Genomic DNA, 16,476 nt, shown 5'->3' on the forward strand with positions numbered 1-16,476 from the left:
CGTGCATGACACAGGGAGATAAAAATGAGTCATTCAGATTTGGTTCTGAAAAATCTTAAACGTCGACAGTTTTTGAAAACAACCACAGGGCTTGCCGTTGCAAGTGTAGGCAGTGCGCTGCTTAGTCGCACTGCAAGTGCCGCAACGGAAGTCACTGATTGGCAGTCACTTCATATTGATGGAAATGAGAGTGATTTTTGGCGAAATGTAAGACGGCAGTTTGTTCTCGATAACAACACAACGTATATGAATATCGGAACAACAGGCTCTATGCCTAAGTCAGTGCTGCAAGCATTTCATGAAAATAATAAAACCGTCGCGAAATACCCATGGGATATGGATGGTAAATTTGGTGGTTGGCCATATGTTTCCGAGATGGTTACGGATATTGCCGCTGGGTTTGGTGCTGATCCTCATGAAATTATTTTAAGCCGCAATACCACCGATGGGATGTGTTCAATTATTAACGGTCTGCACTTTGAGCCGGGGGATGTCATTCTCACGACCTATCATGAACATGTTGCCGCTTCATCGCCATTTAATGTGGTCAAACAACGTTTCGGGGTTGACGTTGTTGAGGTTGAATTGCCTGTCTATACCGGAACAGAAAATGTGACAGAGCAAGACTATGTGAAGGCATTTAGAAAGGCGCTAAACGAAAACAGTAATGTTAGGTTGATGGTGTTTTCACATATTACGTACAAGACCGGAACGCGTTTGCCTGCGAAAAAGTTATGTAAGCTCGCGAAAAAATATGCGGTGCCAACCCTTGTCGATGGGGCACACACCGTAGGAATGATGGATTTGGACTTCCACGATATCGACTGTGATTTCTACGCTGGCTCGGGACATAAGTGGCAGTGCGGCCCTGGAGCGACAGGGATATTGTATGTGCGTGACAATGCTACACGACTAGATGAGTATTGGCCTGATCGGGAAAACCCACTTTGGTATGTCAACTCTTCGCTATCCCATGCCGGTTATCTTGGTACCCAATTGCAGATGCAGTACATCGGTAATGATAATTATCCTGCGAAACAAGCGTTGGCTGATAGTTGCAAAATGTGGGATGAAATAGGCCGTCGTCGTATTGAGTCTCGCGTGTTGTATTTAAGCAAGTTATGCAAAAGCTTACTGTCTGATGCACTGCCACAAGCTTTGGTGTTCTCACCGGATGTAGAGGGATTAGACAGTGGCTTAACGACATTCAACCCGTTTCCATTCAATGCCTCTGATGGCGATTTGCTGACCGAGTTCAGAGACAGGTTGCGTGAGGAGTATGGCTACATAATTCGTACCACCGACTTCAAGCTGCACAAAGACGATGCCGACTCGACTTACTCACTGCGTATTTCAACTCATTTATTCCACAATGAGAAAGACGTGAAGGGGTTGGTGAAGGCAATAAAACAACTGTATGACGTAATGGTATAAATTCAAGCGCCCAGCTTGCTGGGCGTAGATACGCAAGCCCCTCGAGGGGCTGGGGTACAGTACTGCAAGGATGAGGAAAGGGCTTAATGAAGAGTATGAGACAATTATTACGATCCTTGATTGCCGCAACGGTACTTGGTGCAGGGATGTTGGCTAGCCCTTTGGTAACAGCTGATGATTTATCCGAAATTAAGGAGCGGGGCGTATTGCGCCATATCGGTGTTCCTTATGCAAACTTTGTTTCATATATAAAAACAGAGGAATTTGAGTCTCTTAGCGGGCTCGATGTTGAAATTGTAAAAGGTTTTGCCAAATCGTTAGGTGTTAAATACCAATATGTCCCCGCCCAATGGGATACTGTTGTCGGAAAGCTGAACGGCCAAAATGCCTTGTACTTGAATAGCGAAATTGTGCTGGGAGAGAAGTCGCCGATAGAAGGCGACATTATCGCAAATGGTGTGACGGTTTTAGATTGGCGTGAAGAATTAGCTGATTTTTCAATAGACTATTTTCCTTCAGCTGTATGGCTAGTGGCGCGTTCTGATTCAACTTTGACGCCAATTAAACCAAGCGGCGATATAAATAAAGATATTAATCTTGTAAAAAAATTGATTAAAAACAAAGATGTACTGGCAATGGAACAGTCTTGTCTTGACCCTCATTTGTATAACTTGTATGACACTGGTGCAAATATCATTCTTCCAGAACCGGGGCGTAAGTTAAATGAAATGGTGCCAGCAATTTTAAACAATGATGCTGAAACCACGTTATTAGACGTAGCAGATACATTAATTGCCTTAGAAAAATGGCCTGGAGAGATCAAAGTTATTGGACCAATCTCACAAGATCAAAGAATGGCGGCAGCATTTAGGAAAAATAGCCCCAAATTACGTCATGCATTTAATCAATACTTAACTAAGATTAGAAAAGATGGAACTTATCAGAAGCTTATAGAAAAGCATTATCCATCGGTATTTTATTTTTATGGTGATTACTTTAGTGAAAGCAATGAAGCTGATTTATGAAAAAATGGATACAAAAACTATCAAGCAGTAATCTCATTATACTCGCAGCAGTATTGCTAGCGGCGTATTTGATATTGATATTGGCTGTTACCAATTTAGGTCAAACCAGATTAAATGAATCTCAGCATCGTGAATTGACGCTGAAAGTACAAAGTTATGCCAGTATGTTGGAATACTTCTTTAGCGTGTCCAGTGAAGAGGTGAACGACTTTGCTACAAGCAGGGCCATGACAACTTTTTTTGCCAATTTGGCATCGGGAATGTCGATGGAGTATGGTCTCGGTTCTAGCCTGATGAAGCTCGATCATGAGCTGGATAAACTGATTGAAACTAAGCTAATCAATGATATACCCGTGTATAAGCGCTTCATTCTTGCCAGTTATGATGGTTCCGTTATTGTCGACACAGCGGAGAGTATAACCCAGCATGTTGACACCGAGCGATTTGACAGCGCTGCCGATGGTGTACATGTTTTACATACTAGCTATCTTTCCAGAAAACCGCATATTGAAATATACAAAACAGTCTATTTTTCCGGGCGGCCGGTTGCTTATTTAATTGCCGATATAAACATATCAGTCATAATTGAACAGCTTACTGCGCAAGAGTATGAAGGTAGCAGAAGTAGAATGTTGTTATCAACTGATAGTGACAATATATTAGTATGGAATTCAATTACGGATGATACTTTAGCGCAGTCAGGTATTATATTTTTTGAGTTTCCAATTGAGAAAACACCATACCAGCTTAAAGGCTGGTTTTCACCGGTCAATGAAAAAGACATCTTTACTTCAGGGTGGTTTGTTGCAGGTATTTCCTTTTTGGCTGTACCAGTCATTATCGGCCTTATTTATACCTTTAGTATTAATAGCGCAAATATTATTTTAAAAACAAAATTTGAAGAGTCTCATAAGCAACAACGTTTACTTTCGGTACAGAATGAACGACTGGTAGAAGAAATCGATCGTAGAAAATCCTCTGAGCAGAAATTGGCTTATCAGGCTATGCATGATGTGTTAACGGGGTTACCCAATCGAAAATATGGTAATGAGCAATTGGAGTTGATCATTGCCGATGCGACTGATACCAAGACTGCAGTGTTAGTCATGTTTATTGATCTTGATAATTTTAAGCAAATCAATGATACGTTGGGCCATTTAGCGGGAGACTTCATTCTTACCGATAGTAGCCAACGCTTATCGTCAGTCATTGGGGGATCAAGTGTATTAGCACGTTTAGGGGGGGATGAGTTTTTGCTCATTATTCCCAATCTCAGTGATGAAGAGTATGCCCAATCATTGTCATCAGCGATTTTGTCTTTGTTTGATCGTCCGTTTACCTGGAACAGTCAAGAGTTCTTTATTACGGCCAGTATTGGTATGGCGGTTTATCCGCGGGATGGCATCAATACTCATCAGTTGCTGGCGGCAGCTGATACGGCTATGTACCGGGTTAAGCAAGATGGACGTAATGCTTACCGGTTCTATGACATTAGTATGACGACTGACGTACAGCGTACAATGGACCTCGACAGTCGGTTGCGCCAGGCCATTAAAAATAATCGTATCGAGATGTATTACCAGCCAATATTGGATTTGGAAACGAAGCAAATCGTCGGTGCGGAAGCGCTTATGCGTTGGGAAGATGAAAAGTTAGGTTTTATTCCACCGGATGAGTTTATTCTGCTGGCCGAGAAAAATGGTTTGATTCACCGACTGGGTGAGATTGCCATTTCCCAAGCTTGTTATCATGCTGCCCATTGGCAAAGCATTGCGCCAATCAAAATTTCGATTAATTTTTCCAGTGTGCAGTTCAGGTATTGCGATACGTTATTAGCTCAAATCAAAAAGGGATTAAAATCCTCGGGGCTTGCTGCAAATAAACTCGACATTGAAGTGACGGAAAGTTTGTTATTCAATCACAATGATGAGGTTGTTTCTTTGCTTGAAGATCTGCGACGTCAGGGGGTTGAGTTGACGATTGATGATTTTGGTACCGGATATTCAGCATTGAGTTACCTGCAAAAATTTCCGTTCGACAAGTTAAAAATAGACCGATCATTTCTGATAGATATCGACCAAAATGCATCTAACCGTGAGTTGGTCAGTGCTATTATTGCGATGGCAAAAGCATTGAACATTCGAATTGTTGCCGAAGGGGTCGAAACGAAGTGGCATACCGAATATCTGTTGCAGCGAGGCTGTGACTATGGGCAAGGTTATTACTTCAGTAAGCCTTTGCCAGCCGATGAGTTTGAGGTACTGCTTACTCATTCTCGAATGCCGCAGTCGGTGGCCTAGCGTCAATAATATGATGTCTAAGGCGATTCAACGCAGAGAGCAGACTGCTACCTCTGCGTTGAATGCCATTGGCTAATAAGCGATTAGAGTGCTTCTAGTGGGAAGTGCTCAAAAGGCTTAACAATTTCATTCTGGGCCGCAATGGTCTGCAGCTCCCACTCGCCACGTAGCGAGGTTTCTTTCAATACCGCGTAACAAGCATCGTTACAGTGGCTGAATGCAGCCTCTGCGCTGCCTTTTGCTAAATACTGGCCGGTAAAAAGGGCAGAGATCAGATCGCCAACACCTACAGGCTGCTTATCGAACTCAAGGTGAGGGCGTTGGGCTAACCAGCAACCTTCTTGGGTGGCCAGCATCATCGAGAACATCTCACTCGACACACTGTGTAAGTGTTTCACCAATACCATCTTAGGGCCTTTCGCTAGAGCAACTTGGCAAGCCTTGACTGCGTCTTCCAAAGCGTTAATTTCCATGCCGGCAAATTGGCTAAGCTCAAACTGGTTAGGCACGATGATATCTGCCATCGGCATGAGGGTATTGATCAGGTGTTCGGCAATGCCAGGTGCAACAATACAACCCTTATCAGGTGCACCCATTACAGGGTCGCATACATATAGCGCTTCAGGGTTGGCTGCTTTTACTTTCTTGACCGTTTCTTCAATGGCAAGGCATTGCTCGGCACTGCCTTGGTATCCACTAAGAACAGCCTCACAATGACTCAGTTGGCCAATTGCCTCCATACCCGATACTAAGCTGGTGATATCTTCTGCGGCAAAAGCACGTCCTGTCCAACCTTCTTTGTACTGAGTGTGGTTAGAGAATTGAACGGTATGGATTGGCCATACTTCAAAGCCCATACGCTGTAGCGGAAAAACGGCTGAGCTGTTTCCTGCGTGTCCATAAACGACATGTGACTGAACAGAAAGAATGCCTTTCATTATTTTTATCCTGTTGGGGTATGTATACGACATCGATAATAATGTGACAGGCGGCTTATCACAATGAATTAATAGGTAGTTGTTGCAATACGATAATGGGAAGTATTGGCGTTGTTGTGGTGAGAGATTTCTTATCTCGATACCACTTTTGGTCAATAAGTGACCGAGGAGTGATTTGTGAATAATATTTATTATACAAATTACACTCTAAATCAAGGGCGTCATTTTAATTAATAATTTTATTATTTTCTTTTTAATCATGGGGTTAATGGTTGATTTTATATCAATGTCACAGATATGCAAAAAAATGCGCCTAGCATAGGTGTTTTGTTGAATAAGTTGCTATCGATCATGAAATTAAAAGTTGCAAATTGCTAGTTTACGCAGTGCATAATATTAAAGGAGTATAATATGCAAGACGCAAACTCTAGATTTCCATTTATTGCCAGAGTACTTATCTTACGACAGTTCCTGTGGGGTGCAGCATTCTACGGCACCTACGTTCTGCTAACTAAATTTTTCCTCGTTGAACTTAATTACAGTGAAGCCGATACCATTATGATGATGGGGGCTTTCGGTGCTGTAGGACCTGTTTTCTCGGCTGTGGGTGGTTTTGTTGCTGATCGTTATATCGGTTCATTCCGTGCGGTGTATATTGGTTACACAGTCTATACCATCGGTTTCTTTACTCTGGGGTATGGGGCGAGTTCGCTAAATGTACCGCTGAGTATTTTTGCTATTGCGCTTATCGGATACGCGAGGGGACTTTCTGCAACAAGCCCAACGGTATTATTGGGTAATTCTTATGCGGCAGATAACCGAGATGCATTCCAGCAGGGCCTGACAGTTAACTATTCGATAAACAACTTAGGTTCATTTGCATCGAAATACCTTTTCCCGTTCATGGTCGCTTTCTTGGCTTATCAAGGGAATTTCTATATTGCTTCAGGGCTGATGTCGATCACTCTGGTGTTATTTGTTTTATTCCGTGATCGCTTTATTGGTGTAGGTAATGATATTGACCGCCGATCAGTATCAATGAAAGTGTGGATGGCATTTGTTCTGGGTTCGGCGGTTATGCTGGGTCTGGTATTTTGGGTATTCTCTAACCTTGATGAAGGTAAATACCTGTTATATGCACTAGGTGCTGGCGCTATTGGTTACTTCATTTATGAAATTACCCGTGCAACCACAGCCTTTAAATACAAAATGTGTGGGGTGTTGATCCTCATTTTCATCATGATCGTGTTCTATTTCTACTATGGTCAGATGCTAACCTCGATGAACATTTATGCTATCAACCTAATGGGTGACCATCTGTTTGGTTTGATTCCAATTCGTCCTGAGTCAAATGCTGCATTTAACCCGTTATGGTGTTTTGTGTTGGGTGGTCCGGTTATTTTTATCTACGGGTGGTTAGAAAGAAAAGGCATTTCACCGTCAATCCCAACTAAATTTGCAGCGGCTTTCATCTTCAGTGCCATTGCATTCTCGTTACTTGGCTTGTCAACTAGCTTTGTTGGTGACAATGGTAAGATCTCTGCAGACTGGATTCTATGGGTGCACTTCTTCCAGTCACTGGCTGAGTTGATTGTCGGTGCGCTAGGGGCTGGCTTTATCTTTGAAATGGTGCCGCGTTATTTGTCGGCTTTCTCTATCGGCCTTCGTTCTGTCGCTTTGTCACTCAGTGGTATTCTGGCCGCAGTTATTTCAACCAAGATTGCATTGCCGAAGGATGTTGAGCTAACCCAAGAGATTATCGAAAGTGTTTACGCGAGCTATTTCTTTAACCTCGCCATACTGGCTGTGGTGATGGCGTTTGTGACGTTGGCGCTATCGAAAGTGATCACCAAACTGATCCGTAAAGGGGAAGAGCTAGAGAAAGAAGATGACGTTAAGCCGATGGCTCCTCAGCTCTAACTCTTTTCATGTTTTAAGTCTCAGCTCAATACTGTGATCGCGATGAAACGCCAGCAATTGCTGGCGTTTTTTTGTGTGAGATTGTCGGTCACGACAGCTTGAATAAATCACGATAGGTTGCACAATGATGGTTATTGGTGTGATATTAATTTTCTGAAATGCAAAAGAGGATGACGTTGCGTGAAACGACTGATGTTGGCTGTAATCGTAGGGGCGTTTTTACTGTCAGGGTGTGGCGAAGAGTTACAAATAACGGCGCATCCCGTAAAGAACGTTGAGAATGTGAAATATGAAGATGGCAACCTTGATGTCTACTGCTTAACTGGGATTTGCCAGTTTGAGCTGTCTTCCAACCAAGATGTGGATTTGAACGTTACCATGCATTACAGCGAGTCCCGGTCTTTCGAAAAGATAGAGGGAGTCAGCGTGACAGGGCATGGCGGATCAACCGTGCAGATGCAAGGTGGCAAAAGCTTCCAGTTATCCCTTGAAGCGAACACTCCACCAAGCACCATTCAGGTTGTCGATTACTACAGAAACTAATGCGTTATCGGCTGTGCGATTTCCGTTTATGGCGGTTGGAAGCATTGGGTGCTGGTTTGACTGGCACCGGCTTCTTGCCAGCAACAAGGTGCCGAATCGCGAGAATAGGGTGGTAGTATAGCATTTTGGGGCCGCTATAGCGCATGATCATACGGGAGCGTTCTTTGTAGTCGGCTTTGTAACAGTGGATTGGACAGAGTTTGCAGGTCGGTTTTTCCTCGCCATAGGGGCAACGATCGAGCTTGGTTAGGGCATAGGCCAAAAAATCGACACACGCTTCACACAATGCGTCAGTGCCATGGTGATCCCTGCAGTAAATCTTCACCATTGCCTCGATGGTTTTATACTCAGTTTTTAGGCTATCCATTAAGACGGTTACGTCTATTTTTTGGTCGCTCATGGTCATTTCTCTTGCTTTAAATCAAGGCGGCAATACTAAAGTTATATTTTTAATGTAACTTAATGGCAGGGTGAAAAATATGACATAAGTCGTCATTTTCCTTATAAACGTCCCGAATCATGTTACGAGAACGAAAAAATTACAGGTTTCTGCCAAGAATAGACCCCCGATGGGTTGATTTCAGTGAGTATGAGCAGTAGTATCCGCACCTCTTTTTTTGTGGTGGTGTATATGAGCAGATTTGAGTGCCTAGAAAGAATCGTCGAAGAATATCGTAAGAAAGTTCGCGACGCGGAGTTTAATAAACAGAATGACAGTGAAGTCGCTAAAGTGTTGGTTCTGCTTGTTGGAAACTCTATGTTCAACTTGGCAGATGAATTTGCAGATTGGGTAAATCGTGGTGGTGATCGTAGCTACGGCGGTAAGTTTTTTGTTTCTAAGCAGCTAATGACGTTACTTGAGCCTGTGACTTTCCGCGGTGTGACTGTTCGCCGTGACTCGATTAAGCTATTCCGAATTTCTTAATTCGCTAGCATTTATCGTTTATTCAATGACTCTCATAAAAGAAAATTGAAGAACAGATTTTTAGCTGGATTTGCCTTTGAAATTTGGCTAACGAGAAAAGATGCTTCGGCATCTTTTTTTGTATGTACGAGTGGTTAATTTGTGTTCGTTGTGCTTGTTTCGCACACGCCGTAATGGCGCGCTGTAAGCTTGGACTAATACCGTCACCTCAGTTTGGGACAGAAAACCCTCCTAGATGCCTTCCAGGCCTTCTATTGGCGTGGCTGGATTAGCTATATCAAGTCAAGTTTGATATAAAGCCAATCAGTCAGTCATAAGAAAGAGAAAACAATAAATGGATGCAGAGTTTTGGCATAGTCGCTGGGCTGAAAATCGAATTGGTTTTCACCTGGATGATACCAACCCGGTACTTGAAAAATACTGGCCGGAAGTAAAACCGACCCGAGAAGATACGGTGCTGGTTCCTATGTGTGGTAAATCTGTCGATCTGTCATGGTTGGCGGCGAAACACAACAAAGTCGTTGGTATTGAACTGAGTGAAATTGCGGTACGCGCATTCTTTGCTGAGCACCTTTACACCCCATTGGTTATTCCGGTCGGCAATGGCCAATCCATTTACGAGTTTGACGAAATCACGATTCATTGTGGTGATTACTTTACGGCTAATATTGATCCTGTCGACATAGTGTATGATCGCGCTGCACTGATTGCGATGCCGCAGTCAATGCGCCAGAGCTATACCCAGAAGCTGCTATCGATGGTGAAGCCGGGTGGTCGTATCTTGCTAGTGACATTGGATTACCCACAGCATGAAATGGACGGTCCTCCATTTTCTGTGGTGAAGGACGAAATTGAAGCCTTGTTCGACGGTTGCGATATTCGCCATTTAGCCCGTGATGATGCAGATGAGTCACACCCTCGCCGCAAGCGCGGCCTAACCCGCTTTGCTGAAGAAGCGTGGTTGATTACCGTCGCCGCTTAAGTTTGCCGTTATGACAGATAATATAAAAGGAGCCTGATGGCTCCTTTTTTGATTGATACAATTTGTACGAGCGACTTCGTCATTGCTCTGGTATCAGTACACAACCTTGATATCAGATGCAGTAGCAAGAGCATCTTCGATAGCGCCTTCGATGCTATCACGGCGGGTAAGGGCGACACCTAAACGGCGGCGGCCATTGATTTCTGGCTTACCAAACAGGCGAGCTTGCGTGTTAGGACGAGCAAGTGCTGCCGCGAGGTTATCAAAACGGATATTTTCGGAGACGCCTTCGCCCAGCACAACCGCAGAAGCGGATGGGCCGTATTGGTGAATGGTGTGGATTGGAAGCCCTAGGAAAGCTCGCACGTGTAGGGCGAATTCTGATAACTCTTGAGAGATCAGCGTTACCATACCAGTGTCGTGTGGACGAGGAGAGACTTCATTGAAGATAACGAGATCGCCTTTTACAAACAGCTCTACACCGAAGATGCCATAACCACCCAGTGCGTTCACAACTTTACCAGCAGCGTGCTCAGCCGCTTTAAGTGCTTGCTCTGTCATGGCTTGTGGCTGCCACGATTCACGGTAGTCACCATCTTCCTGGCGGTGTCCGATAGGCGCACAGAAATGAGTGCCATCAACAGCACGCACCGTCAGCAGGGTTATTTCATAATCAAAGTCGATGAAGCCTTCAACGATCACTCGGCCAGCACCGGTTCGGCCGCCTTCTTGTGCATAGCTCCACGCTTTTTCGATATCTTCTTGTGTTTTAATAACGCTTTGGCCTTTGCCAGAAGAGCTCATAACAGGTTTCACGACACATGGGATACCTACATGCTCTACAGCTGCTTTAAAGTCGTCGTAGTTATCGGCAAAGCGGTAAGGGGAGGTTGTCAGCCCAAGCTCTTCTGCTGCCAAGCGACGGATGCCTTCGCGATTCATCGTAAGTTTGGTGGCATTGGCGGTTGGGACAACATTCAAGCCGTTGGCTTCGAGCTCAACCAGTGTATCGGTGGCAATCGCTTCGATTTCAGGGACAACGTAATCAGGTTTTTCATCGGCAATAAGCTGCTTTAAGGCTTCACCGTCAAGCATGTCGATAACATGGCTACGGTGGGCAACTTGCATGGCAGGCGCATCGGCATAACGGTCAACAGCGATAACTTCCAGGCCAAGGCGTTGGCATTCAATAGCCACTTCTTTACCAAGCTCGCCAGAGCCAAGAAGAAGTACACGCGTTGCGTTTAAGCGGGTTGCAGATCCTAACATTGGAATTCCTTACTGGAGGTGACGTGAAACTAGTGCGGATCATACAGGAAATTCACCCTCACGCAAACGTTTGCTTTTGGGTTTTATCTGATCGTCAGGGTTGCTGTACCCATGGGTAACTCGCTAATGGGAATAGTGTTTATAGCTCGTGCAAGCTGGTTGTTTTATCATCGGTTTGGCAGGGGGGGGGCGACAACAAAACCACAGTAATATTCTGTCATGATTGTCAAAGTTCTGTCATTAGTCACGCAGAAGGGTCGAATTTACCCCGTTTTACCGTTAGATTAGCCGCAGTTTTGTTAAGCAACGACAATGAATACATCATGAAAAAATATCTGCTAGCTCTGGGCCTGATGATGGCGGTGCCGTTTTCAGCTCATGCATCTCAAGCTGTTGGTATCTTCTTTGGTAGCCCAATGTCGGGTATCCAATATAAGCACAATGACTTGCGCTTCTCACTCGGTATCGACGATTTTGGTCTCGCGTTCGATAAAACCTTTAACCTTGGCTCTCTGACCCAAGATCCAGGTATGAATAACCTCTACACCTTTGTCGGCGCTCAGTACGTAGACAACAAGTACAACAAGCTTGGTGTACGTGGTGGTATTGGCTTCCAAGTGCCGGTGAACAGTTTTGAGTTCTACGGTGAGGTTGGTCCGACACTGTATGTTGTCGAAGATGTCGATCTTGATCTGGAAGGTCAGTTGGGTTTCCGTATTCGCTTCTAAACGAACGCCGCGACTCTCAATAGATGACGCAATAAACGAGGAGCCACGTTAGAAAACGTGGCTCCTCGTTTTGTTTTGGGCCTCTGTTAACCGTGTAGGTCGACAGCTTATTCCTCTTGGATTAATCCCGTCTCAAGGTAATATTTTCTCGCGCCGTCATGGAGGGGAGCGGTAAGACCACCGGTCACGATTTCCTCTTTGTTCAGAATGACAAAAGCCGGATGGAGCTTTTTGAAATGATCGAAGTTATCGAATACCGACTTCACTATGTCGTAAATGATTTTCTCGTCCACGGCTACCGATGACACAAAGGTGGCACCCACCCCAAAGGTTTGTACGTCACTGGCATTACCGCGGTACATTCCACCAGGCACGGTTGTCCTGCGATAAAAACTGTTCTCTTCAATGAGTTTATCAACGACAGGTCCAGAGACGTTGACGATGACACTCTCACAAGCCGTTGTCGCTTCTTTGATGGCCCCGCTCGGATGACCAACGGTATAGACGATGGCATCGATTTTGTTATCACAGAGCGCTCTGGATTGCTCAGACGCTTTGAGCTCTGATACCAAGGCAAAATCCTTTTCGGTCCAGTTATAGGCTTTCATCAATAACGCCATTGTCCCGCGTTGGCCTGAGCCAGGATTCCCGATATTTACCCGTTTTCCTGTTAGATCTTCAATATTCTTGATACCTGAATCAGTACGTGCAACCACAGTAAAAGGTTCTGGGTGGATAGAGAACAAAGCGCGAAGTGATTTGAAAGGGCCTTTATCTTCAAACTTACTGGTACCGTTGTAAGCGTGATATTGCCAGTCCGACTGGGCGATGCCAAGTTCCAAATCGCCGGTACGGATGCTGTTGATGTTATGGATAGAGCCATCCGTAGATTCGACCGAGCATCTCACCCCGTGTCTTTTTCGGTCTTGATTTACCAGCAGGCAAATAGCACCCCCGGCGGGGTAGTAAACACCGGTGACACCACCCGTACCAATCGTAACGAAAGACTGGGCGTGTGAAACCGAAGATAGCGATAGCAGAGTGCCACCAATAAACGAAAGAGCGAAAACGCGCCAAGACATTCCGTAAACCTCACATGTTGTTGTTCATACATGGCGAATCAACCTTTAATTTAACAATAGGTTGGGCGGTTTAGGGAGAGTGTAGACGGTGGTGAGATGAGACTTGTCGTGGGATTAAGACAACCCCCGAGCATACCGATATTTCACATGTATGCACGAGGGTTAGGTTTAATATTATGGTAAATTGCTAGCTTCTTGCCGTTGCACCTTTTTTATTTTCCCATTGGGTGATGAAGGCAACGGAGATAATAATAATCGCGGCACCAAGCCATAACCTGCCCGGCGGTACCCAGCCGAAGACGAGCCAACCGGCGAGCACATTCAGAGGAAGTTTGGCATGATCAAAAGGCTGAACAAAAGAGGCGTCAGCCACCGCATAGGCTTTGGCTATTGCCCATTGTGCCAGTGCCGTCAGCAAGCCCGCCCCCCCGAGCAAGAGCCAAGTGAGTCCCGTCTGCGGCAGCGTAAATTCGGGTACGGCAAGAAACAGGTTATATGGGGTGATAAGGATCAGCAAATAGACCACTATGGTGGTTGGTGATTCACTGGATGACATTTTCTTCACCATCAGCGAGTAACACGCCCAGAAGAACGCGGCAGCTACCGGTAGCAAGGTTGCCCAGCTAAAACCGTCTGACCAAGGTTCTAGGATGATCATTGCCCCGCTGAAGCCTGCAAGTGTCGCTATCCAGCGTGCGGTACCGACGTTTTCTTTAAGGAACATACCTGCGCCAATCGTGGCGAACAGCGGTGAGGTCATCAGCAGCGCGATACCCTGCCAGATTGGTACGGGGTAGGCCAGAGCCCAAAGCCACAATTGAATACCGATTACCGCTAGCAATACGCGAAAACAGTGCTGGGAAAAATATTGGGTGCGCAGTGCATTGCGAATACCCAAGGTTCTTAACCAAGGGAAAATAGCCACTAAGGCAATGAAGTACTGAAATAAAGCAACAGTGGTTGATGGAAGATGCAAAACCATACTGAGGTACTGTGCCAGGCTGTTGACTATCGCGAAAGCCAAGCCGGCAGTGACCATCCAGCTAGCTCCTTGAAGCGGGTTGTGTTGATGAGACATGTTATTAAGGTTTATTGAGTTTATAACTGGAAAATCATACTCCTACCTATGGTAAGAGAAAACCGCTTTCTGTCCGCTAAGCGATAACGGAGACAAAAAAAACCGCCAATTGGCGGTTTTTTATAGTCATTGCGCTTATGCAGCAACATAAGACAGTGGAATGTCTGGGTTCAGTGCTTCCAGTGTTGCCTGTGTATCAGAAAGGTGGCTGATTGTGCTATCCGCCTTTTCAACCAATGCCGCTTCTACTATGTCAGCAAGTGGGTATCCCGCCATGTTCATGTTAACCAATGCCACCTGCAGCGGTGGAAGGCTAGGGTTGAACGCTGCATTTTCAGCATACATACCGATGAACGTTTGACCGTCTTTTGCTTTCAGTGCCACGCCGCTGAAATTTTTGGTGTAAGGTGCATGGGCACGGTTAGCCGCTTGGCAAGCTTGCTGAATGAGCGCTTCAGATGCTTCGGTTTCCATTCCGTTATCAACTTTAGATAGCAGCGCATCAGTAACATTCAGGTCGGCAGGGCCAAAAGACTCAGGCAAGTATTCTTGCAGTGACTTTGCAGCACGCTCTGGCAATTGAACAACCAACTCGTTCGCCGTTGTCAGTTCGTTCATGAACTGGCGACAGTGGCCACAAGGACTGTAGTTAATGGTGATATCAGAAATGCCGGTTTCGCCTTTTACCCAAGCATGGCTGATGGCGGATTGTTCTGCGTGAATCGTTTGAGAAAGGCAAGCACCCACAAATTCCATGTTAGCACCAAAATACAGTGTGCCAGATTGACCACGGACGATTGCGCCAACAAAGAAATTAGAAATAGGGGCAACAGAATAAGCAGCGGCAAGCGGAAGTAATGCAACACGCAGTTCACTGTCAGTCATGTTGGTTTTCGACATTAACTGAGCAAACACCTCTGGGCTTAAGGTGGCATCGAAATTCTCAGCTTCTAGCACAGGTTTAATTGCAGAAGCCAGATCAGCGGGTAGAGCGCCTAAAGCATCCATTACTTTAGTGTGCATGAGTTTTCACTCCGTCTTGTGTATGGAGAAACATTGTAGGCTTGGTAACTATATATTTGAGTGACCCAGATCACACTTGAGGATAACCTGTTGCATCATTTGCATTAATGCGAGTCGGGTCACACGGGTTATAAAAAAATTATAGATGATAATCAATTATTTATTTTTGTATTCGATTACTAGCACACCTTAACGAAATACTGTCATGATGAGTGGAAACAATAGTGGTGCCAAAATCGAGGTGAACACCCCACAAATCACTAAGGCCAACGAACTGAATGCGCCTTCTTGATAATTTTCTTCTGCTGCTTTCGCGGTACCTAATGCGTGAGAAACCGTGCCCATGGTTAGCCCTTTGGCGATAGGTGCTTTGACACCGATCAGACGAAACAGGGGGTAACCCAATACCGCCCCAAATAACCCGGCAATAATAACCATAATAGCCGCAACTGAAGGCAGGCCGCCAACTTGTTCTGCCACGGCCATCGCGATAGGGGTTGTCACCGACTTAGGGAGAATGGATGCAGTAAGTTGGGCATCTGCCCCGAGCATCAGTGCGATGCCTGCGCCGGTGACCATCGATAACAAGCTACCGATTAGACAGACAGAGAAAATCACCTTCCATTTTTTGCGGATCTGGCTGAGTTGCTCATAAAGAGGAAACGCCAATGCAACCACAGCCGGTTCAAGCAACGCATTAAGCCATTTGTTCTGCTCGAAATAGGTTTCATAAGGAATTTCAAGCCACATCAGCAAAGGGATGATCACCAGCAAGCAAATGAGAAGCGGATTAACAATCGGGTGCTGGATATGTTTGGAAATATAGCGGGCCGTGTAGAACACAACCAAGGTAGTCAGCAGCCAGATCATTGTTTTTCCTTATAGTGTGTTGCCAAACCTATGGTGACGAAGACCACCACACTACTGCCTATCGTGCTAAGTAGAATGATAAGGGCGTTATTGGTAAGAAGATCGAGGTAGTTCATCAGTCCGATGCCAACAGGGACGAACAATAAAGCCATATGACGGATCAGAAAATGACAGCCTTGCATAGCCCAGTGGGCAGGAATAAGCCCCATAGAAAGTATGGTGAACAAAATGAGCATGCCGATGATGCTACCGGGGATGGCTAAACCAGTAAGGTGCTGGATGCCTTTGCCTAACAGTAGGCAGGCAAAGATAATAAAGAAAGATCGTAGATATGCCATGAGCCGTTCAGGAGTGGTAGG

General features: G+C 45.3%; 16 protein-coding genes. 8 read left to right on the forward strand and 8 right to left on the reverse strand.

The features are described from left to right. Positions 1-24: 24 nt before the first annotated feature. The 3 genes from C9I99_RS05665 (at position 25) to C9I99_RS05675 (ending at position 4,759) form a co-directional block, all read left to right on the forward strand. Entirely contained in the window at positions 25-1,434 is a 1,410-nt protein-coding gene (locus C9I99_RS05665; RefSeq protein WP_107347905.1) for an aminotransferase class V-fold PLP-dependent enzyme, read from the forward strand. 146 nt (positions 1,435-1,580) lie between these two features. Next, complete coding sequence (locus C9I99_RS05670) at positions 1,581-2,459, forward strand: transporter substrate-binding domain-containing protein (protein ID WP_243734692.1); 879 nt, start codon at positions 1,581-1,583, stop codon at positions 2,457-2,459. Beyond that, positions 2,456-4,759: a bifunctional diguanylate cyclase/phosphodiesterase gene (locus C9I99_RS05675; RefSeq protein ID WP_107347906.1), complete on the forward strand. Its 2,304-nt coding sequence runs from the start codon at positions 2,456-2,458 to the stop codon at positions 4,757-4,759. The genes C9I99_RS05670 and C9I99_RS05675 overlap by 4 nt, the downstream gene beginning before the upstream one ends. A gap of 83 nt (positions 4,760-4,842) precedes the next feature. Here the strand turns inward: C9I99_RS05675 and pdxY are convergent, their stop codons facing one another. Then, entirely contained in the window at positions 4,843-5,697 is an 855-nt protein-coding gene (pdxY, locus tag C9I99_RS05680; protein WP_107347907.1) for a pyridoxal kinase PdxY, read from the reverse strand. A 411-nt stretch (positions 5,698-6,108) separates the two neighbouring features. Here pdxY and C9I99_RS05685 point away from each other — a divergent pair, with 411 nt between their 5' ends. Both C9I99_RS05685 and C9I99_RS05690 read left to right on the forward strand, forming a co-directional pair. Next, entirely contained in the window at positions 6,109-7,617 is a 1,509-nt protein-coding gene (locus tag C9I99_RS05685) for a peptide MFS transporter (protein WP_107347908.1), read from the forward strand. Positions 7,618-7,797: 180 nt separating this feature from the next. Continuing rightward, entirely contained in the window at positions 7,798-8,160 is a 363-nt protein-coding gene (locus C9I99_RS05690) for a spore gernimation protein (protein WP_243734689.1), read from the forward strand. Positions 8,161-8,164: 4 nt separating this feature from the next. Here the strand turns inward: C9I99_RS05690 and C9I99_RS05695 are convergent, their stop codons facing one another. Continuing rightward, a complete protein-coding gene (locus C9I99_RS05695; protein WP_420849264.1) occupies positions 8,165-8,560 on the reverse strand; it encodes a nitrous oxide-stimulated promoter family protein in 396 nt (131 codons plus the stop codon). A gap of 231 nt (positions 8,561-8,791) precedes the next feature. Between C9I99_RS05695 and C9I99_RS05700 the strand changes: the two genes are divergently transcribed. After that, positions 8,792-9,085, forward strand: coding sequence for a hypothetical protein (locus C9I99_RS05700; RefSeq protein WP_107348508.1), 294 nt, complete (start codon positions 8,792-8,794; stop codon positions 9,083-9,085). A gap of 334 nt (positions 9,086-9,419) precedes the next feature. Continuing rightward, a complete protein-coding gene (locus C9I99_RS05705; RefSeq protein ID WP_107347911.1) occupies positions 9,420-10,067 on the forward strand; it encodes a thiopurine S-methyltransferase in 648 nt (215 codons plus the stop codon). A 93-nt stretch (positions 10,068-10,160) separates the two neighbouring features. On the opposite strand, the gene purT is transcribed toward C9I99_RS05705, so the two are convergent. Further along, complete coding sequence (gene purT / locus C9I99_RS05710) at positions 10,161-11,336, reverse strand: formate-dependent phosphoribosylglycinamide formyltransferase (RefSeq protein WP_107347912.1); 1,176 nt, start codon at positions 11,334-11,336, stop codon at positions 10,161-10,163. A gap of 323 nt (positions 11,337-11,659) precedes the next feature. Here purT and C9I99_RS05715 point away from each other — a divergent pair, with 323 nt between their 5' ends. After that, on the forward strand, positions 11,660-12,064 hold the full coding sequence (locus C9I99_RS05715) for a hypothetical protein (RefSeq protein WP_166645511.1): 405 nt from the start codon (positions 11,660-11,662) through the stop codon (positions 12,062-12,064). A gap of 107 nt (positions 12,065-12,171) precedes the next feature. On the opposite strand, the gene C9I99_RS05720 is transcribed toward C9I99_RS05715, so the two are convergent. The 5 genes from C9I99_RS05720 to C9I99_RS05740 all read right to left on the reverse strand — a co-directional run bounded on the left by C9I99_RS05720 (position 12,172) and on the right by C9I99_RS05740 (position 16,455). Then, positions 12,172-13,146, reverse strand: coding sequence for a TAXI family TRAP transporter solute-binding subunit (locus tag C9I99_RS05720; RefSeq protein ID WP_107347913.1), 975 nt, complete (start codon positions 13,144-13,146; stop codon positions 12,172-12,174). 187 nt (positions 13,147-13,333) lie between these two features. Next, the gene (locus C9I99_RS05725) at positions 13,334-14,224 is read right to left on the reverse strand and encodes a DMT family transporter (protein ID WP_107347914.1); all 891 of its coding nucleotides are present in this window, start codon (positions 14,222-14,224) and stop codon (positions 13,334-13,336) included. Positions 14,225-14,359: 135 nt separating this feature from the next. Continuing rightward, positions 14,360-15,247, reverse strand: a complete 888-nt coding sequence (cdd, locus tag C9I99_RS05730; RefSeq protein WP_107347915.1) for a cytidine deaminase — start codon at positions 15,245-15,247, stop codon at positions 14,360-14,362. 189 nt (positions 15,248-15,436) lie between these two features. After that, the gene (locus C9I99_RS05735; RefSeq protein WP_107347916.1) at positions 15,437-16,117 is read right to left on the reverse strand and encodes a CidB/LrgB family autolysis modulator; all 681 of its coding nucleotides are present in this window, start codon (positions 16,115-16,117) and stop codon (positions 15,437-15,439) included. Beyond that, positions 16,114-16,455 (reverse strand): CidA/LrgA family protein, encoded by a 342-nt coding sequence (locus C9I99_RS05740; protein WP_107347917.1) that lies wholly within the window; start codon positions 16,453-16,455, stop codon positions 16,114-16,116. The genes C9I99_RS05735 and C9I99_RS05740 overlap by 4 nt, the downstream gene beginning before the upstream one ends. Between the last annotated feature and the right edge of the window lie 21 nt (positions 16,456-16,476).

The organism is Photobacterium lutimaris (assembly GCF_003025555.1).
GTDB lineage: Bacteria > Pseudomonadota > Gammaproteobacteria > Enterobacterales > Vibrionaceae > Photobacterium > Photobacterium lutimaris.